A 16,482-nucleotide genomic window follows, 5' to 3' on the forward strand; every position below is an offset into this window, starting at 1 on the left:
CGATGGCGGCGGATTTTACACATTTCAATGAAGAAGGCAGAGCCAGGATGGTCGACGTGGGCAGCAAGTCGGAAACAGAGCGTGCTGCTGTGGCGGCAGGAAGAGTCCTGGTGAACGAGGAGACTTTCAGGCTGATAGAGTGCGGCGGCATGAAAAAGGGCGATGTGCTCGGCACGGCGCAGATAGCCGGGATAATGGCGGCAAAGAAAACGTCGGATATCGTTCCGATGTGTCATCCGCTGATGCTGACAGGCATAGACATAAAGTTCAGCCTGAACAGGGAAAAGCTCGCTGTGGAAATAAGAGCAGAAGTCAGATGCAAAGGCGTCACGGGCGTCGAGATGGAGGCGCTGACGGCGGTCTCGGCAGCGGCGCTGACGGTTTACGATATGTGCAAGGCAGTCCAGAAGGACATGGTGATAGACAGGATATGTCTGCTTTCCAAAAAAGGCGGAAAGAGCGGAGATATCAAACAGGAGGAATTATGGAATACAGAGCAGCGGTGATAACCATGAGCGACAAGGGATCTCAGGGTCTTAGAGAAGATACTGCAGGAGATGCGGTCGTTAAGATACTCGAGGAGAACGGATGGAAGACAGTGTACAGGACGATGATCCCGGACGATATGGAACAGATAAAGAGCGAGCTGATAAAATGCGCTGACGAGCTGGCGGTGACGCTGGTGGCAACGACCGGAGGCACGGGATTCTCCATGAGAGACGTCACGCCGGAAGCGACACTTGCGGTCGTGGACAGAGAGGTGCGCGGCATACCTGAGGCGATGAGAGCCGAGAGCATGAAGATCACACCGATGGGGATGCTTTCGAGAGCAGCGGCAGGTCTGAGAAAACAGACGCTGATAATAAACCTGCCGGGAAGCCGCAAGGCGGCGTCGGAGTGTCTTGAAGCGGTGATAAAGCCGATAAAGCACGGCGTTGAAGTCCTGCTCGGAGAGTCACAGGACTGCGCGACATTACATCTGCCGCACGGCGTCGTAAAAGCCGTGTGCATCAGTGAAAAGAAGGGCGAGCAGAAGCACGACATAGGCGAAGCTTTCCTGAGAGCAGACCACGGTATAGAAGGCGATGCCCATGCCGGCAACTGGCACAGACAGGTGAGCCTGCTGGCTGCAGAGAGCGTGGCGAAGGTGCAGAAAGCCCTGGATTTCCAGCTCAAGAGCGGCGATTTTGCAGAGAACATACTGACGGAAGGGATCGAGCTGTTCACACTGCCTGTAGGCACTAAGATGCGGATCGGCGAAGCGGAAGGCGAGGTCACTCAGATAGGCAAGGAATGTCACCACGGGTGCGCGATAAGAGAGCTCGCGGGCGACTGCGTGATGCCGAGAGAAGGCATCTTTGTAAAGATAACGAAAAGCGGCCGTGTGAAAACAGGCGACAGGATACAGGTGATGCAGTAAAAGGCAGGACTGACTGTGCACTGCATTTACAGCTAATAAACAGCAAGGGGGAAAACAACATGATAAACAAAGTAACAGAAACAGTTTTTTATGTAGGTGCGAACGACCACGACGTGGATCTGTTCGAGGGCCAGTATGTCGTGCCCGACGGGATGGCGTACAATTCATATGTTATAAAGGATGAAAAAACGGCAGTCATCGATACGATAGACAAGAGCAAGACAGCCGAATGGCTGGCAAACGTAGAGGAGGCTCTCGGCGGAGCAGCACCTGACTATCTGGTGGTGCAGCACATGGAGCCTGACCATTCGGCGTCGATCCAGGCATTTGCGGAGAAGTATCCGGAGACAGTGATCGTGGGCAACAAGAAGACCTTCAACATGATCGGGCAGTTTTTCCCGACGCTTGAGATAAAGAACAGACTCGATGTGAAGGACGGCGACAGCCTGAAGCTCGGAGCTCATGAGCTGATCTTCGTATTCGCACCGATGGTGCACTGGCCTGAGGTAATGATGACTTACGAGCCGAACGATAAGATACTCTTCTCAGCAGACGGATTCGGAAAGTTCGGGGCGCTGGATGCCGAGGATGACGACTGGGCATGCGAGGCAAGACGTTACTATATCGGTATCGTAGGAAAATACGGCGCACAGGTGCAGAACGTGCTGAAGAAGGCAGCAGCTCTCGATATCGCTGTGATCTGTCCGCTGCACGGACCTGTACTCACGGAAAATCTCGGATACTACATCGATCTGTACGACACATGGTCAAGCTACAGACCTGAGACTGAAGGCGTATGCATCTGCTACACTTCGGTATACGGCAATACAAAGGCTGCAGCTGAGCTGCTGGCAGAGGAGCTCAAGGCGCAGGGCGAGGAGACTGTCGTAGTGAACGATCTGGCAAGATGCGACATGGCTGAGGCTGTAGAAGATGCGTTCAGATATGACAGGCTGGTACTGGCGACTACTACTTACAATTCAGATATATTCCCGTTCATGAAGGAGTTCATCAACCACCTGACAGAGAGGAACTATCAGAACAGGACAGTTGCTTTCATAGAGAACGGATCGTGGGCGCCTATGGCGATCAAGACTATGAGCAAGGCCTTCGAGAATTCGAAGGATCTGACTATAGCAGAGAACAATGTTACTATCCTGTCGGCACTGAACGACAAGAGCCGCGCTCAGATAAAGGCACTGGTAGCAGAACTCGCTGCGCAGAAGGCTGACGCGGAAGCTGAGATCGCATCAGGCGGAGCAGCAGATGATGATGCAGGAAATGCCGGCGGAAAGAAAAAAGGTTTTGTCTGCACTATCTGCGGATACATTTACGAGGGAGATACTCTTCCGGAAGATTTTGTATGCCCGCTCTGCGGACAGGGACCTGAGGTTTTCGAGCCGATCGAGATCGAAGAGTAAGCTCGGGTCTGCAGGCATACAGACATATGATGAGCATTCAAAGGTGAAAATATGACCATGAACGATAAAAAGGAGCCGGCACTCGATGCAGATGCCGGCTTTGCATTAGAAAACGAAAAACTGCATATAGGCTGCCACCTATCTTCTGTCAAAGGCTTCGTGCACATGGCGGAGGAAGCCGTGAAGATCGGTGCAGACACGTTTCAGTTCTTTACGCGAAATCCCAGAGGCGGGCGTGCAAAGGACATAGATCCCGAGGACGTGCGAAGGTTCCGCGAGATCATCGCAGAGCGCGGCTTTGCAAAACTGGTGGCGCATGCCCCGTACACTCTGAACCCGTGCTCCGCGACGGAGAAGGTCAGGAATTTCGCGCATATGGCGATGGAAGATGATCTGAAACGCATGGAGTACATCCCGGGGAACTATTATAATTTTCATCCCGGCAGTCACGTCGGACAGGGCGTGGAAAAGGGCACGGAGCTGATCGTGCAGCTTCTGAATGAAGTGATGAAGCCGGATCAGAGCACGGTGGTGCTGCTGGAAACGATGGCAGGCAAGGGCACCGAGATCGGCGGCAGATTCGAAGAGCTGGCAGCGATAATCGACGGTGTCGAGCTCAAGGACAAGATAGGCGTATGTCTCGACACGTGTCACGTGAGCGATGCGGGCTACGATATAGCCGGGGATCCGGACGGCGTGCTCAGGGAGTTCGATGAGATCATCGGCCTGGAAAGGCTGCACGCACTCCATATAAATGACAGCATGAATCCTGTTGGGGCGCACAAGGATCGCCATGCCAGGATCGGCGAAGGCTGCATCGGTTATGAGGCGCTGCAGCGGTTCGTGAATCACCCGCTGCTGAAAGGGCTGCCGTGCATACTGGAGACGCCGAACGAGCTGGATGGATATGCAAAAGAAATAAGCCTGCTGAGAGCAGGCTACAGATAGCGTTTTGGATTTTGGATCCTTGAGCAGGATCTTGTGATCCGTATAACTTGTTATTTGTATAGGGCATTCGACTTCAGCTGGCAGCGAGAAATGGCCTGGTCGGAATGCCGGATCGGTTTCCGGTGCCGGCATGCTTTTGCGGGCGGATCAGCTGAGTTCGGTATACGCTTTATCGAACGTTATCACAACATAATATTTTTCGTCCACGGCTCTGACAGCCTGTGATGCGATCCTGCGAAGCTGAGCTTCCGGGTATCGGCAGTCAGGTGCGAGCACGACGTCGAAGATTATATTCGTGTGCGTCGGACCGGGAACGATCCTGAAATCATGGATGCTTTCTACGCCCTCGAGCGGCGAGAAGGCATCTTCTATTATGCTGCGCATCTTGTTTATCAGCGGGTCGTTGACCTTGACCGGGTCCATGTGGACGACGAATTCGATGTGGAGCGATTCCTTTACGAGACGCTCGATGTTGTCGATCATGTCGTGGCTTTTCATCAGGTCGCCGTCAGCATCCACCTCGATGTGTATCGATGCGAATATCTTGCCGGGTCCGTAGTTGTGGACCATCAGGTCATGCATACCGAGTACTCCCGGCTCGCGTTTTACAGTTTCAGTGATAGCCCTGACGAGCGATTCATCGGGTGCCTCGCCGAGCAGAGGGCTGGACGTTTCCTTTACGAGCTGTATCCCTGACCATACGATGAAGAGCGCGACCAGGCAGCCCATCCAGCCGTCGGTCTGAAGACCGGTGAATTTGCCGATCAGAACGCTTGCCAGCACCGCGCTTGTCGCGATGACGTCGTTGCGGCTGTCAGCACCTGTGGCCATCAGAGTGACGGAATCGATCCTTTTGCCGATATTGACATTGAACATGGCCTGCCACAGCTTTATCAGTATGGCAGCGACGAGTATCGCCACAGTAAGATAGCTGAATTCAACGGGATCCGGATGGATTATCTTGTCCACGGATGTTTTCAGCAGCTGCAGGCCGAGCACGATTATCAGCACCGAGACGAACAGCCCCGTCAGATATTCTATGCGGGCATGCCCGTACGGGTGGTCCTTGTCTTCCGGTATGGAAGCCAGCCTGAATCCGACCAGCGTCATCACTGACGACGATGCATCAGCGAGGTTGTTGATACCGTCGGCTATTATCGCGATACTGGCGGAGAAAACTCCTGCGAGTATCTTGATCATGCAAAGGAGCAGGTTGGATACGATGCCGACTACACCGGCAAATTTGCCGTATCGCTCACGGACCTTGGGGTCAGAGGTGTTCCTGTAGTCCTTTACAAAAAGTTTTATAAAAAAATTTCCCATTATGTCGATCTCCTGACTGGTCTCTGCTTAAGCGCCAGCCTGACTGTCGCGTTCTGCGGCTTTTTTCTTTTCGATTTCCTGAGCTTTTGCAAGAGCCTGTACGAGCTGATCTGAGCACGATGTTTTTTTCAGCCCACATGTTATGCCCTGGAGTTTCTCGCGGACCTGATCGACGGTCATTCCCTCGGTCAGTGCGGCCAGGGCCTTGAGATTGCCGTTGCATCCGCCCATGAACTGGACGTTTTTAACGATGTCTCCGTCGAGCTCGAATTCGAGTCTGCGTGCACATACGCCTTTAGGCGAAAAATCGTATTTCATTATTGTGAGTCCTCCTGTGTATTGCTTTCAGTACAGTATAGCAAATCTGCAGCAAAAGGGAAAGCATGAGTATGCGCTATCTGTTTACTACAGCCTGCATCACGGTATTTGCAACAGCACCTGCTACATCAGCACCGTATCCGCTGTTTTCGACCAGTACGATAAAAGCGTAAGGATTGCTGTCGTCGTTGAGGAATCCGGCGAACCATGCGTGTGGCTCTTTATAGTCGCCGACTTCTGCTGTACCCGACTTGGCGCAGAGGCTGAGGCCTGGGAAGTTCTCGGATCCGTAGTGACTTACCACGTTGTTAGCCATCATTTCTGTGAGTGACGCAGCCGTCGTCGAGTCTATCATATTCGTCGTTTTCGTCGTGATCTTGTCTATCTGTTTTCCCATGAATGTCGTCGGTTTGACGATGTTAGGGTGGGTCGCTTCGCCGCCGTTGGCGATAGCTCCCATGTAGACCATCATGGAGCACGGGTTGATCATGTCTTCCCACTGGCCTATACCGGTCCATGCCAGATTCATCCCGCTGTCAGGGAAGTCGAATGTACCTTCGGTGGTCTTGATACCGTCTATATCGTACGAGGTCATGAGACCTGCTTTTTCCGTATATTTTTCGAGAAGGTCGGGTCCCAGCTTTTCGGCCAGCTGGCCGAAGTAGCAGTTGCACGATACTTCCAGCGCCTTTTCCAGATCGACGGTGCCGTGTGCGGAAACGTCAGTGACCGCATATTCTCCACCATAGCTGACGGAGCCGGTGCAGTTGATCTCCCAGGTGTATGCATCGTCAAGATTCTCGATCGCAGCAGCTGCGGTGACGAGCTTGAATATCGATCCCGGAACGAATGTCGCGGATGTGAATCGGTTGATATATACGCCGTCCTCAGGTTCGGAAGGCGGGTCGACCGGATCGTATGTAGGCGAGCTGACCATGCAGAGTATCTCGCCGGTCTTGTAGTTGTATACTCCGACAGTTCCGCTTCTTCCGGCGAGCGCTTCATATGCGGTGGCGCAGATGTTCGCGTCGAGTGTCAGCGATACGTCTTTTCCGGCATTGTTCAGGGAGTAGACTCCGTTTATCAGGTTGTAACCGATGAGCTCGTCTGTAAAAGCGCGGTTCGCACCGGTCGAAATGTTGTTGTCTTTGTCTCCGGTTATGTGCATCAGTGCAGTCCTTACGGATGCATCGTCATTGAATATCATGCCATCAGGTGTGTTCTGCATGAGGAGCGTGCCGTTAGTATCATAGAGTTTTCCCTTGGAAAGGTCGCCTTCGTTGTACACGTCGCGGTTGCCTTCATATGAAGCCCAGTCGTCGCCGTGCGCGACGTATCTGTATGAAAAAATCCCGACTCCGGTGAGGAGCACGAATGCCAGAAGCAGGCACATTATAGCGCGTTTTTCTATTTTTTTCATTTGTCATCGTCTCCAAATAGATCTTCCAGTGTCAGCGGTCTTGAGTCTGTATCACGTCCGGTGTTTCCGGAGTTTCTGTTAAAGTAAGGTGCGTACGGGTCTGTATACGGATCGTTCCGATCCTGCCTGCCCGATCCGGCGGGTCTTGCAGGGGATACGGGTCTTGAGGCCCCCGCAGGTCTCGAAGAGGCGGATCTCGACGTCCCGGCGGGTGCCGAAGAACGAGGCTGTCGCGCCTGATCATGCGAAGCGGCCGGTCCTGCCGGACGCTGCGCAGGTCGTGATGCAGGATGCTCGAAGCTTTCGAAGAAATCCTCGTCGGAAAAGTCCGTGTAGCGGATCGGCTTGTCTTTGCTGTTCCGCGACTTGCTGACTATCGTAGTCTCTTCGAATCTGCGGTCAGGCGCAGGTCTGCGGTTCCTGCGCTTTTTAGGCGCGGGAGCGGCCTTCGGAACGGCGCGGAATATCTCTTCCGGATCCTCCATTCCTCCGCCTTCGAGTTCCTGTTCGAATTCGCCCTTCTTGTCGAGCCGTATCGCAAAGCTGGCGTTCTGCCGTGTATCCGCGGCTTTAAGGAATGCCAGCAGTCCCCACGAGGCGATCATACTTGTTCCTCCCGACGATACGAAAGGGAAGGTGACGCCGGTCAGCGGGAGCAGGTCTACAGATCCGAACACGTTGAGTATTGCCTGGAAGATGAACATCGAGGTAGCAGCACAGGCTGCGATGCTGTAATACGTGGATCTTCCGGCGATTATCGCTCTTACTGCAAAGACGCCGAGCGTTATTATGCAGAGTACTGTGAGTATCGCTATTATCAGTCCCCATTCTTCACTGAGCAGGCCGAATACCAGGTCAGTGCTGGCGGCAGCCACATCGCTGAGGTTGCCTTCGCCTGCGCCCAGTCCCGGCAGTCCGCCGCTGGCGGCAGCCGTCATCGTCTGCACCTGCTGGAAACCGCCGCCTGTAGGATCGTCCCACACGTGGCCCCACGTTGCAAAACGCGCGCCGATATAAGGTTTGAATCGGAGCACCATGAGCCCCATCAGACCGGCAGCTCCGACGATCAGTATCAGCTTTGAGAAGTCGCCGCTTCGCAGGAACGAGATCACGAGGAAGGTCACGAAGAATATTATCGCGGTACCGAAGTCGCCCATGATCGCGAGACATCCCAGACAGAAGACGGAAAACGCCATGAATATTGTCAGGTTTTTCTTCTGCTGCAGTTCGTCAAGCGTTGCAGCACCTACATATACGAAGACTATCTTTACGAGCTCCGAAGGCTGGAACGAGAACCCTCCGATCTGCACCCAGTTCTGAGCTCCGTATTTTATAGTTCCGAGGGCGAGGTTGATTATCAGCAGGAACACGCTGACGCCCATGAGTATGTACGTTATTTTCTTTGCTCTGTTAAGATCGCGCAGATACCAGCAGAGCCCGAAGAACAGGGCAAGTCCCAGTACAACGCAGACTGCCTGCTTGAACACCGATCCCGGATATGAGGAGGCGGTGACCGCAAGACTCAGCGTAGAGAGGAAAAATGCGATGATCTCCATCTCGAAACCGACTCTCCTGAGCATGCGCATGAAGATCACATAGAACCACATCAGTCCGCATAGCAGGAAAAATGCCATCGGCAGGTTCGCAGGGAAGTCTTCTCCGAGCGAGACCTTGAACTGCATGATCGTCAGCATCTGGAATATCGTCAGTGCGATGAGCGACGGCCACGGTGATACCGGGCGGCTTTTTCGCTTTCTCTTCTCGATGTTGGCCATGCGCTCCTGCAGACTTACAGGGTAGAGCGTGAAGTCCGAGCCTCCGATGCTCAGTATGTCGCCTGCCTTGAGGACGGTAGGCTCCGAGACGGGTCTGCCGTTGATCCTTGAGCCGTTTTTCGAATCGAGATCGTTATACTTCCAGACGCCCTCGGAGTCTCTTATCAATGTGGCGTGGCTCCTGGAAACGCTGTTGAGATTCAGGATGATATCGCATCCGCGGCCTCGTCCGATCAGGTTTTCCCAGTGAGTCAGCGGCACGCTGGAGCCGTCGGGGCAGCCCAGATAGGCCCAGATCTCAGACGGGTTGCGTGCCTGTAGCAGCGATCGTATCTGCCGCATCAGTATGAATGCCGCGAGGATCAGGAAGATCCAGCGGGCAGCTGTTGTAAAGTATATCCCGGCCATGCCGGCCGCTGTATTTAGGAGTCCCATATGCATTCTCCTTACTTTTCTCTAAAACACATTATATATCAGTAATTATAATAAAGATTTTTGTCGGTGCTGTGATGATACAGAAAAGTACGGACTTGCGAAGGGGAGGACAAAATGTTAATATATGTTAAAAGGTCTGGGAGTGGCAGATATCGGAAATGATCACAGGTTATATTCAGAGAGGTGTTTATGTTCAAGTTTGCGTTTTTTATAAATGTGCCGGGTGTTTCACCGGAGACGTATTCGAAGGTGTTTGAGAATGAGGAATGTTATGGTCTGGTGGCCGGTGTGGATGGCGTCGATGCTGCGAAGCAGTATGCTTCAAGGCTGGCCGGAGACGGATTCATGGCGCTCGATCTGAGCGGGAATTTCAGCAGTAAGGCAGTTGAGGAGATAAGCGAGGCAGCGGGAGAGAGCATCAGAGTCTGCAAAGCGCAGTACACGATAAACGGGCTCACGAGACTGAGTCATATCACTTCGGCAAAGGAGTACGGTGTGATCGTGAAGGTGGACGGCCTGGAAAAGCCGCGCGGTGTCATGATGAAATCCGATAAGAAATGCACGACGGTGATCTTTGTGAACGATATGGCTCAGGCGAAAAAGGCTGCCGTAAAGCTTGTGGCGATGCGTGTGTCATATATAGAGCTATGCAGCTGGTTCGACCAGCTCAGGATGGAAGCGCTGGACAGGATCATAGGATCCGCGGTGCCGATCGGAACGTGTGGGGAAGTGTATCTCAGCCGCAAGGCAGAAAGAGACTGAGTGGCCTGCATTTGCAGCACGGAACTGCAGATGCAGCACCGCATACGGCATCATGCAGAGTGATACTGATGATAGGTCACGGATAATGAAACAACGAAAAAAGCTCCTGCCGGAGCGGTCAGCACAGTGTGCCGACCTTTGCCGGGGGAGCTTTTTCCTATGATTAAAGCTTTCGTATATATGCTGTGTCAGGACTACTTGTAGTGGAGGAGTCTGTGAGCGTTGTGGCCCGACAGGATAGCGCCGTCTTTGTAAAGCGCTTCTACTACAGGGTTTGCCTGTGATGTACGAACATTCGACATCTTATCCGCATTGTATATTCCTTCTGATCTCTCAGGTCTTGCTCTGCCGATAACGAACGGCTGGCCTGCGCCTGCGATACATCCGCCCTGGCATGCCATTACTTCGACGAAATCATAGTAAGCTTCGCCTGCCTGTATCGACTGGATCAGATTTTCTGTGTTTTTCAGACCGTTTACGATAGCGATCGAGAGAGTAGGCTGATCGCCGTCTTCAGCAGGTTCGCCGAACGGCAGTTTGACTTCCTTGACTCCTTCGAGACCTCTCACGCCTGTGAATGCGATCTCGTCGAGTTCAGTTCTGTTCTGAGGATCGACTACATTTCTGATAACGGCTTCAGTTACACCGCCTGTAACACCGAAGATGACGCCGGCGCCGCTTCCGATACCGAACGGCATGTCCACAGCTTCAGGCTCGATATCTTCGAAGTTGAGTCCTGCCTCGATGATCAGTGAAGCGAGTTCCTGAGTAGTGATAGTCAGATCCACCGCACGTTCGCCGTCAAGCAGGAGATTTTCTCTGCCGACTTCGTATTTCTTTGCAGTACAAGGCATGATAGCTATATTCTTTACGACCTTTGCCTTTTTCTTGTCAGTGTTGTTCGCAGCGTCGAGCTTAGCTCTTTCCTTGAGCAGTGAACCGAACATCTCCATAGGCGATTTGCAGCTCGAAATGTTGTCGAGGAGCTCAGGGTGCTTGTTTTCTGCGTATTTCACCCATGCAGGACAGCATGATGTAAAGAGTGGCAGCTTGCCGCCTTTCTGCAGTCTTTCCACGAACTCCTTAGCCTCTTCGATAACTGTGAGGTCGGCACTTGTAGTAGTGTCGTAAACTTCATCGAATCCGAGCTTTCTGAGTGCCGCAACGATCTTGCCCATCACGTTTGTTCCGTGAGGGAAGTTGAATTCGTCGCCGAGAGCTACTCTTACCGCAGGAGCCACCTGTGCCTGAACGATAGTGTTTTCGTCGTTCAGCATTTCCCATACTTCCTGGACGTTGCTCTTGATAGTGATGGCAGCTGTAGGACATACGGCTGCACACTGTCCGCAGTTCACGCAGTCTGTTTCAGCGAGAGGCATGTCGAATGCAGGACCTACGCCCATTCTTGAACCTCTGTCCGTGAAATCTATAGCGCCGACATTCTGGATCTCGTCGCATATACGGATACAGTCACCGCATAAGATGCACTTGTCAGGGTGTCTGATGATGGCAGGGGACGACATGTCTTTTGTTCCGTCCATGCTGTAGGTTTCGAATCTTACAGTATCCACTCCGAAACGTTTTGCGAGATTGAGAAGTTCGCAGTCACGTCTCTTTTCACAAGTGACGCAGTCTCTGTTGTGGTCTGCGAGCATGAGCTCGAGGATCATCTTCCTGTATTCTCTGATCTTAGGTGTGTTTGTCTTTATTTCCATTCCTGCTTTTGGAGGAGTGGAGCATGAAGCGATGATGCTTCCTCTTTTATCTTCAACTATGCACATTCTGCATGCGCCGAATGTCGAAAGATGTGAATGGTAGCACAGTGTTGGTACTTCGAAACCGGCCTTGCGGATAAGATCCAGAAGGTTTTTCTCGCCCTCGATAGGAACGGGCCTTCCGTTTACGGTCATAGTTTTTTTATTATTAATCGTACTCATCTTTAGCCCTCCTTAATGGCGTTGAACTTACATTTTTCCATACATGCACCGCACTTGATACATTTAGCCGGATCGATCTCGAACGGTTCCTTGACCTTTCCGGAGATAGCGTCCACAGGACATACTCTTGAGCAGAGTGAGCAGCCCTTGCACAGATCTTTTTCGATGTAGATAGTCTTCAGTGCCTGGCAGTTCTTAGTTCTGCACTTCTTCTCGACGATGTGTTCGATGTATTCGTCTCTGAAGAACTGGATCGTTGATTTTACAGGGTTTGCAGCGGTTTTTCCGAGTCCGCAGAGAGCTGTCGCAGTAACTGTGTCAGCCAGCTGCTCCAGTGTTTCGAGATCGGAAAGCTCGCCGTTTCCTGCAACGATCTTTTCGAGGATGTCGAGCATTCTTCTTGTACCTTCACGGCAAGGCACGCATTTACCGCATGACTCGTTCTGAGTGAAGTTCATGAAGAATCTTGCAACTTCTACCATGCATGTGTCTTCGTCCATAACTACCAGACCGCCTGAACCGATCATAGCGCCTGCCTTTTTGAGGCTGTCGAAGTCGAGCGGGAGATCGAGGTGTTCTTCTGTCAGACATCCGCCGGAAGGTCCGCCGATCTGTACGGCCTTGAATTTCTTGCCGCCTCTGATGCCGCCGCCGATATCGTAGATTACCTGTCTTAAAGTAGTTCCCATAGGTACTTCGATAAGACCTGTGTTCACGATGTTACCGGTCAGTGCGAACGCCTTTGTTCCGGGGCTCTTTTCAGGTCCGATCGACTTGTACCAGTCTGCACCCTTCTGGATGATGATAGGTACGTTTGCAAATGTTTCAACGTTGTTGAGGAGTGTAGGCTTGCCGAAAAGTCCGTGTTCAACAGTACGCGGAGGCTTTACACGAGGCATACCTCTGTTTCCTTCTATAGATGTAGTCAGGGCACTTCCTTCACCGCAAACGAATGCGCCTGCGCCCTTTACGATATGTAAATCAAAGCAGAAGTCGGTTCCCAGGATATTGTCTCCGAGAAGCCCGATCTCTCTTGCCTGCTTGATGGCATTGTCGAGTCTCTCTACTGCGAGAGGATATTCAGCTCTTACATAGATGTAGCCTTCTTTTGCTCCTGAAACGTAGCCGGCGATCATCATACCTTCGAGCATCTTGTGAGGGTCGCCTTCCATGATACTTCTGTCCATGAATGCGCCGGGGTCTCCCTCGTCTCCGTTACATACGACGTATTTCTCAGCTGATTTCTGGTTCTTCACCTGCGACCATTTTCTGCCTGCAGGGAAGCCTGCGCCGCCTCTTCCTCTCAGGTTCGAATCAGTGATGATCTTGATAGTTTCATCAGGTGTCTGCTCGAACATTACTTTTTCGAGGGAAGTGTATCCGCCGTAAGCTATGTATTCCTTGATGGACTCAGCGTCGATCTGTCCGCAGTCCTCGAGGACGATCCTCGTCTGGTGCTTGTAGAACGGGATCTCTTCCTGTTCTGGATATTGTATACCGTCTCTGTGATAGATGAGTCTCTCTACTACGTCATCCCCTACGATGGATTTTTCAACGATCTCTTTACAGTCGTCTACTGTGACCTTGAGGTAGAAGAGCTTTGAAGGTTCTATCCTGAGTACAGGTCCCATTTCGCAGAAGCCGTGGCATCCGCTCTTCTTGAGGCCTATACTGCTCTGACAGGCGTCTGAATCGAGAGATACTTCGCAGTTGAGGCCTGCTTCTTCAACGAGTTTTTTTATTTCCTCATAGATATCCATCGATCCGCCGGCAACGCATCCTGTTCCGCCGCAGACATAGATCTTCTTTTTCTGTGTGTCTATGTGGCTCAGAAATTCTTTTCTGTATTTGTCTAAATGACTTCTATCTGTTATTTTCATGCGTTCCTCCTATTCCAGTTCTTCCAGTAAGGCTGTAGCCGATTCGGGGGTCATTGCAGGATATACCTTATCGTTTACGGTCATTACAGGAGCAAGTCCGCATGCTCCGAGACATGAAACCGTTTCAACGGTAAAGAGTCCGTCGTCCGTAGTCTTCTTGTCATTTGAAAGATTGAGACTGTTTCTGAGCGCGTTTAAAATAGGAATGGATTTTCTGACATGACATGCAGTTCCATCGCATATTTTGATAACGTATTTTCCTTTTGGTTCTAATGAGAAGTTTTCATAGAATGTTGCAACGCTGTAGATCTTGGCAAGACTTACATTGATTTTCGCTGCAAGATACACAAGCGCTTCTTTCGGAAGGTATCTGTACTCTTCCTGGATGTCCTGTAAAATAGCGACAATTGGTTTTCGGTCGCTGTGACGAGCAACTATTTCGTCGATCGTCGCGGTCATTTTTTCGTGATCCATGTTGGTTTGCCCTTTCTGCATTGAAGTTTGTTAACGGTGTTCTGAGTTTTCAATAAACTTTGATAAATGATAATACAAAAATATTTTACAGTATAGTTAAAAAATTGTCTATAGTTTTACTCGGAAATGTTAATTTTCTTGCGCAAAAATTGCAATTAAAGGTATTGAGTTGCGGTGCGGAAACTACTTTTCTGGGTTAGCGAAGGCTTAAAGTCGCACAGAAATCTCTCCTGAGGTCAGAGTTTCACGTTTTCCGTCGGTATAGATCACTTCAAGACCACCGTCGTCATCGATGCCGAGCACTTTAGCAGGCATGCCTTCGAGCTCTTTTTCCGGCGCGACGCTGTAGACTCCTTTGTACACTGTGACGTTTTTTCCGATCACCATGCTTCGCTTTCGATAATCCTGAATGAATTCACGGGATTCTATATTTTCTGCAAAATTGAGCATCCTTGATATTATTTCGGCGGTGAGAGCAGATCTTGAGTAGTCCCCGTCGACAGCTCCGACAGTATCGCGGAGCTCGTCAGGGAAATCTTTGACAGAAGTGTTAACGCCGATCCCGATGACGAGCGATTCGATGTGACCGGTCTCAAAATCTGAGATGCCTTCGGTAAGTGTGCCGCAGATCTTTTTTCCATCAAGATAAACGTCGTTCACCCATTTTATCTGGGCATGTCTGCCGCATACGCTTTCGATGGCCTGTGCGACTGCGACTGCTGCTGCTGCTGTGACGAGCACGGATTTACTGAGGTCGAATGTCGGTTTGATGATGATACTGAGATATATGCCTTCGCGCGGTGAGAAGAAGCTCCTGCCGAGACGACCCTTGCCGGCAGTCTGCTGCATGGCAATGACTGTGGTGCCGTGAGGTGCGTTTTCCAGCGCGAGCTGCTTGGCGCGGTTGTTTGTTGAATCCAGTGTATCGTAAATATACAGTCTGTTATTTTTATATCTTGTGAAAAGGTGCTCTCGGAGGCTTTTTTCGGTTATTACGTCTTCTTCATGGATCAGATGGTATCCGCGGTTCGTCACAGCCTTTATGGTGTAGCCTTCATCGCGGAGTATGCGGATGGCTTTCCATACGGCGGTGCGCGATATGCCGAGCTCTTCGGAAAGCGCTTCTCCTGACAGATAATTTTCGCCGCTGCGCTGCAGGGCTTCTAATACGAGGTCTTTAGTTGCCATGTTTTTCTCCTTGAAAAATTGATTTCGTTCATGTGAGCTGCGTATGGTCACAGACGGTATGTTATACCGGCGCCCGGCAGCCTGCCGTCAGGCGATCGGGCAGCCGGACGATCGGACGATTGAACAGCCTGCGGCCTGCGGCACACAGCCTGCACTCGCGAACGGGTGCGCTTTGCATATGATCAGTCGAGCTCCTGCTGGAGCATCTCCAGGAATTTCCCTGCTGCCGCGGAAAAGAACTGGTATTTTTTCCACGCGATGAACAGCTCTGCGTCTATAGCCGGCTCGAAAGGGCGGAAGCAGACCGCGCTTTCGCCTGACGTGTCCAGCAGCTTGTCGATGCATACCGCGCAGCCGAGACCTTCCTCGACCATGATCGCGGCGTTGTATATCAGGTTGTATGTCCCGGCCGGATTGAGTTCTTCGAACGGCCGGCCGAGCCATCCGGAGAGCTCGTTCTGGATCAGCGCCTGCCGCGAGCACAGGATCGGGACGTTCATCAGCATTTCGGGCGTTACAGCTTCGTGAGCTGCGAGAGGATCGTCCTTGCGGAGTATCAGTCCCCAGCGGTGATGATAGGGAAGTTTGAGATAGTCGTACTTTTTCAGATCGGTCATGCCGACGAACAGCGCGAAGTCGATGAGCCCCTTGTCGAGGCGATCGGACACATCCTCGCCGTTGCCGCTGAACAGGTGGAAGCGTATGCCGGGATAGCGGCTGCGCATTTTGTAAAGCGTCCTGCCGAGGTAGCGCACGGCTCCGGTCTCTCCGCTGCCTATGAATATGTCGCCTGAAATGGAGCCTACTCCCGCGGCGAAATCGGCTTCTGTCTTGTCCGCGAGCTCTACGATCTCCTGGGCGCGCTTCCTGAGGAACATGCCTTCCTCGGTGAGCGTGATCTTCCGGTTGCCTCTGGTGAAAAGCTTCTTGCCGAGCTCTTCTTCTAGCTCCCGTAGCTGTTTGGACAGGGTAGGCTGTGTGATATGGAGTGTTTCGGCGGCGGCGGTGATGCTCTGCTCCCGTGCCACTGCGAGAAAATATCTCAAAACGCGAAGTTCCATGGGCGGTCTCCTCTCTGAAAATTTTTCTATACATTATTATAAGTATTCATATCAGCTATGACAAGCCATACTTTATAAGTATTTGTTATTGCGCGGCGGCGGGGTTAAAATACCGGTGTA

The 16,482-nt window shown here is 51.8% G+C and carries 14 protein-coding genes and 2 pseudogenes; 7 read left to right on the forward strand and 9 right to left on the reverse strand.

What is annotated here, in order from left to right:
* Positions 1 to 2: 2 nt before the first annotated feature.
* From moaC to OCV59_RS04785, 6 genes and pseudogenes are all read left to right on the forward strand, one after another.
* Positions 3 to 506 (forward strand): cyclic pyranopterin monophosphate synthase MoaC, encoded by a 504-nt coding sequence (gene moaC, locus OCV59_RS04765; RefSeq protein WP_147593357.1) that lies wholly within the window; start codon positions 3 to 5, stop codon positions 504 to 506.
* Between the two features lie 5 nt (positions 507 to 511).
* A pseudogene (locus tag OCV59_RS04770) lies at positions 512 to 862 on the forward strand (MogA/MoaB family molybdenum cofactor biosynthesis protein); the annotation flags it as partial.
* A 117-nt stretch (positions 863 to 979) separates the two neighbouring features.
* Positions 980 to 1,420, forward strand: a complete 441-nt coding sequence (locus OCV59_RS04775; RefSeq protein ID WP_147593446.1) for an MOSC domain-containing protein — start codon at positions 980 to 982, stop codon at positions 1,418 to 1,420.
* A gap of 59 nt (positions 1,421 to 1,479) precedes the next feature.
* Positions 1,480 to 2,634 (forward strand): annotated as a pseudogene (locus tag OCV59_RS04780) (FprA family A-type flavoprotein); the annotation flags it as partial.
* Between the two features lie 102 nt (positions 2,635 to 2,736).
* Positions 2,737 to 2,841, forward strand: a complete 105-nt coding sequence (locus tag OCV59_RS12030) for a rubredoxin-like domain-containing protein (RefSeq protein WP_394802997.1) — start codon at positions 2,737 to 2,739, stop codon at positions 2,839 to 2,841.
* Between the two features lie 57 nt (positions 2,842 to 2,898).
* Entirely contained in the window at positions 2,899 to 3,789 is an 891-nt protein-coding gene (locus tag OCV59_RS04785) for a deoxyribonuclease IV (RefSeq protein WP_147593359.1), read from the forward strand.
* Between the two features lie 147 nt (positions 3,790 to 3,936).
* Here the strand turns inward: OCV59_RS04785 and OCV59_RS04790 are convergent, their stop codons facing one another.
* From OCV59_RS04790 to OCV59_RS04805, 4 genes are all read right to left on the reverse strand, one after another.
* Entirely contained in the window at positions 3,937 to 5,112 is a 1,176-nt protein-coding gene (locus OCV59_RS04790) for a cation diffusion facilitator family transporter (protein WP_147593360.1), read from the reverse strand.
* A 27-nt stretch (positions 5,113 to 5,139) separates the two neighbouring features.
* Positions 5,140 to 5,430 (reverse strand): TIGR03905 family TSCPD domain-containing protein, encoded by a 291-nt coding sequence (locus OCV59_RS04795; protein ID WP_147593361.1) that lies wholly within the window; start codon positions 5,428 to 5,430, stop codon positions 5,140 to 5,142.
* A 76-nt stretch (positions 5,431 to 5,506) separates the two neighbouring features.
* Positions 5,507 to 6,850 carry a penicillin-binding transpeptidase domain-containing protein gene (locus OCV59_RS04800; protein ID WP_147593362.1) on the reverse strand — a complete coding sequence of 448 codons (1,344 nt, stop codon included), beginning with the start codon at positions 6,848 to 6,850 and terminating at the stop codon, positions 5,507 to 5,509.
* On the reverse strand, positions 6,847 to 9,060 hold the full coding sequence (locus tag OCV59_RS04805) for an FtsW/RodA/SpoVE family cell cycle protein (protein WP_262584119.1): 2,214 nt from the start codon (positions 9,058 to 9,060) through the stop codon (positions 6,847 to 6,849). The genes OCV59_RS04800 and OCV59_RS04805 overlap by 4 nt, the downstream gene beginning before the upstream one ends.
* Before the next feature lie 189 nt (positions 9,061 to 9,249).
* On the opposite strand from OCV59_RS04805, the gene OCV59_RS04810 reads away from it, so the two are divergent.
* Complete coding sequence (locus tag OCV59_RS04810; protein WP_147593364.1) at positions 9,250 to 9,822, forward strand: DUF6506 family protein; 573 nt, start codon at positions 9,250 to 9,252, stop codon at positions 9,820 to 9,822.
* Between the two features lie 194 nt (positions 9,823 to 10,016).
* Here the strand turns inward: OCV59_RS04810 and OCV59_RS04815 are convergent, their stop codons facing one another.
* The 5 genes from OCV59_RS04815 to OCV59_RS04835 all read right to left on the reverse strand — a co-directional run bounded on the left by OCV59_RS04815 (position 10,017) and on the right by OCV59_RS04835 (position 16,362).
* On the reverse strand, positions 10,017 to 11,759 hold the full coding sequence (locus OCV59_RS04815) for a [FeFe] hydrogenase, group A (protein WP_147593365.1): 1,743 nt from the start codon (positions 11,757 to 11,759) through the stop codon (positions 10,017 to 10,019).
* A 2-nt stretch (positions 11,760 to 11,761) separates the two neighbouring features.
* The gene (locus OCV59_RS04820; RefSeq protein WP_147593366.1) at positions 11,762 to 13,639 is read right to left on the reverse strand and encodes an NADH-quinone oxidoreductase subunit NuoF; all 1,878 of its coding nucleotides are present in this window, start codon (positions 13,637 to 13,639) and stop codon (positions 11,762 to 11,764) included.
* Between the two features lie 9 nt (positions 13,640 to 13,648).
* A complete protein-coding gene (locus tag OCV59_RS04825; RefSeq protein ID WP_394802998.1) occupies positions 13,649 to 14,098 on the reverse strand; it encodes an NADH-quinone oxidoreductase subunit NuoE family protein in 450 nt (149 codons plus the stop codon).
* A gap of 222 nt (positions 14,099 to 14,320) precedes the next feature.
* Complete coding sequence (locus OCV59_RS04830) at positions 14,321 to 15,301, reverse strand: biotin--[acetyl-CoA-carboxylase] ligase (protein WP_147593368.1); 981 nt, start codon at positions 15,299 to 15,301, stop codon at positions 14,321 to 14,323.
* Between the two features lie 182 nt (positions 15,302 to 15,483).
* A complete protein-coding gene (locus OCV59_RS04835; protein WP_147593369.1) occupies positions 15,484 to 16,362 on the reverse strand; it encodes a LysR family transcriptional regulator in 879 nt (292 codons plus the stop codon).
* Positions 16,363 to 16,482: the final 120 nt, after the last annotated feature.

The organism is Brotomerdimonas butyrica, assembly GCF_025567305.1.
In the GTDB taxonomy this organism is placed as follows: domain Bacteria; phylum Bacillota; class Clostridia; order Peptostreptococcales; family Anaerovoracaceae; genus Lentihominibacter; species Lentihominibacter butyricus.

Excerpts from the sequence above, each read along its gene's own strand:
- OCV59_RS04785 (WP_147593359.1), top strand. The coding sequence starts at position 2,899 with ATGAACGATAAAAAGGAGCCGGCACTCGATGCAGATGCCGGCTTTGCA.
- OCV59_RS04810 (WP_147593364.1), top strand. The coding sequence starts at position 9,250 with ATGTTCAAGTTTGCGTTTTTTATAAATGTGCCGGGTGTTTCACCGGAG.
- OCV59_RS04800 (WP_147593362.1), bottom strand. The coding sequence starts at position 6,850 with ATGAAAAAAATAGAAAAACGCGCTATAATGTGCCTGCTTCTGGCATTC.
- OCV59_RS04835 (WP_147593369.1), bottom strand. The coding sequence starts at position 16,362 with ATGGAACTTCGCGTTTTGAGATATTTTCTCGCAGTGGCACGGGAGCAG.
- OCV59_RS04790 (WP_147593360.1), bottom strand. The coding sequence starts at position 5,112 with ATGGGAAATTTTTTTATAAAACTTTTTGTAAAGGACTACAGGAACACC.
- OCV59_RS04795 (WP_147593361.1), bottom strand. The coding sequence starts at position 5,430 with ATGAAATACGATTTTTCGCCTAAAGGCGTATGTGCACGCAGACTCGAA.
- OCV59_RS04805 (WP_262584119.1), bottom strand. The coding sequence starts at position 9,060 with ATGGGACTCCTAAATACAGCGGCCGGCATGGCCGGGATATACTTTACA.
- OCV59_RS04825 (WP_394802998.1), bottom strand. The coding sequence starts at position 14,098 with ATGACCGCGACGATCGACGAAATAGTTGCTCGTCACAGCGACCGAAAA.
- OCV59_RS04830 (WP_147593368.1), bottom strand. The coding sequence starts at position 15,301 with ATGGCAACTAAAGACCTCGTATTAGAAGCCCTGCAGCGCAGCGGCGAA.
- OCV59_RS04815 (WP_147593365.1), bottom strand. The coding sequence starts at position 11,759 with ATGAGTACGATTAATAATAAAAAAACTATGACCGTAAACGGAAGGCCC.
- moaC (WP_147593357.1), top strand. The coding sequence starts at position 3 with ATGGCGGCGGATTTTACACATTTCAATGAAGAAGGCAGAGCCAGGATG.
- OCV59_RS04820 (WP_147593366.1), bottom strand. The coding sequence starts at position 13,639 with ATGAAAATAACAGATAGAAGTCATTTAGACAAATACAGAAAAGAATTT.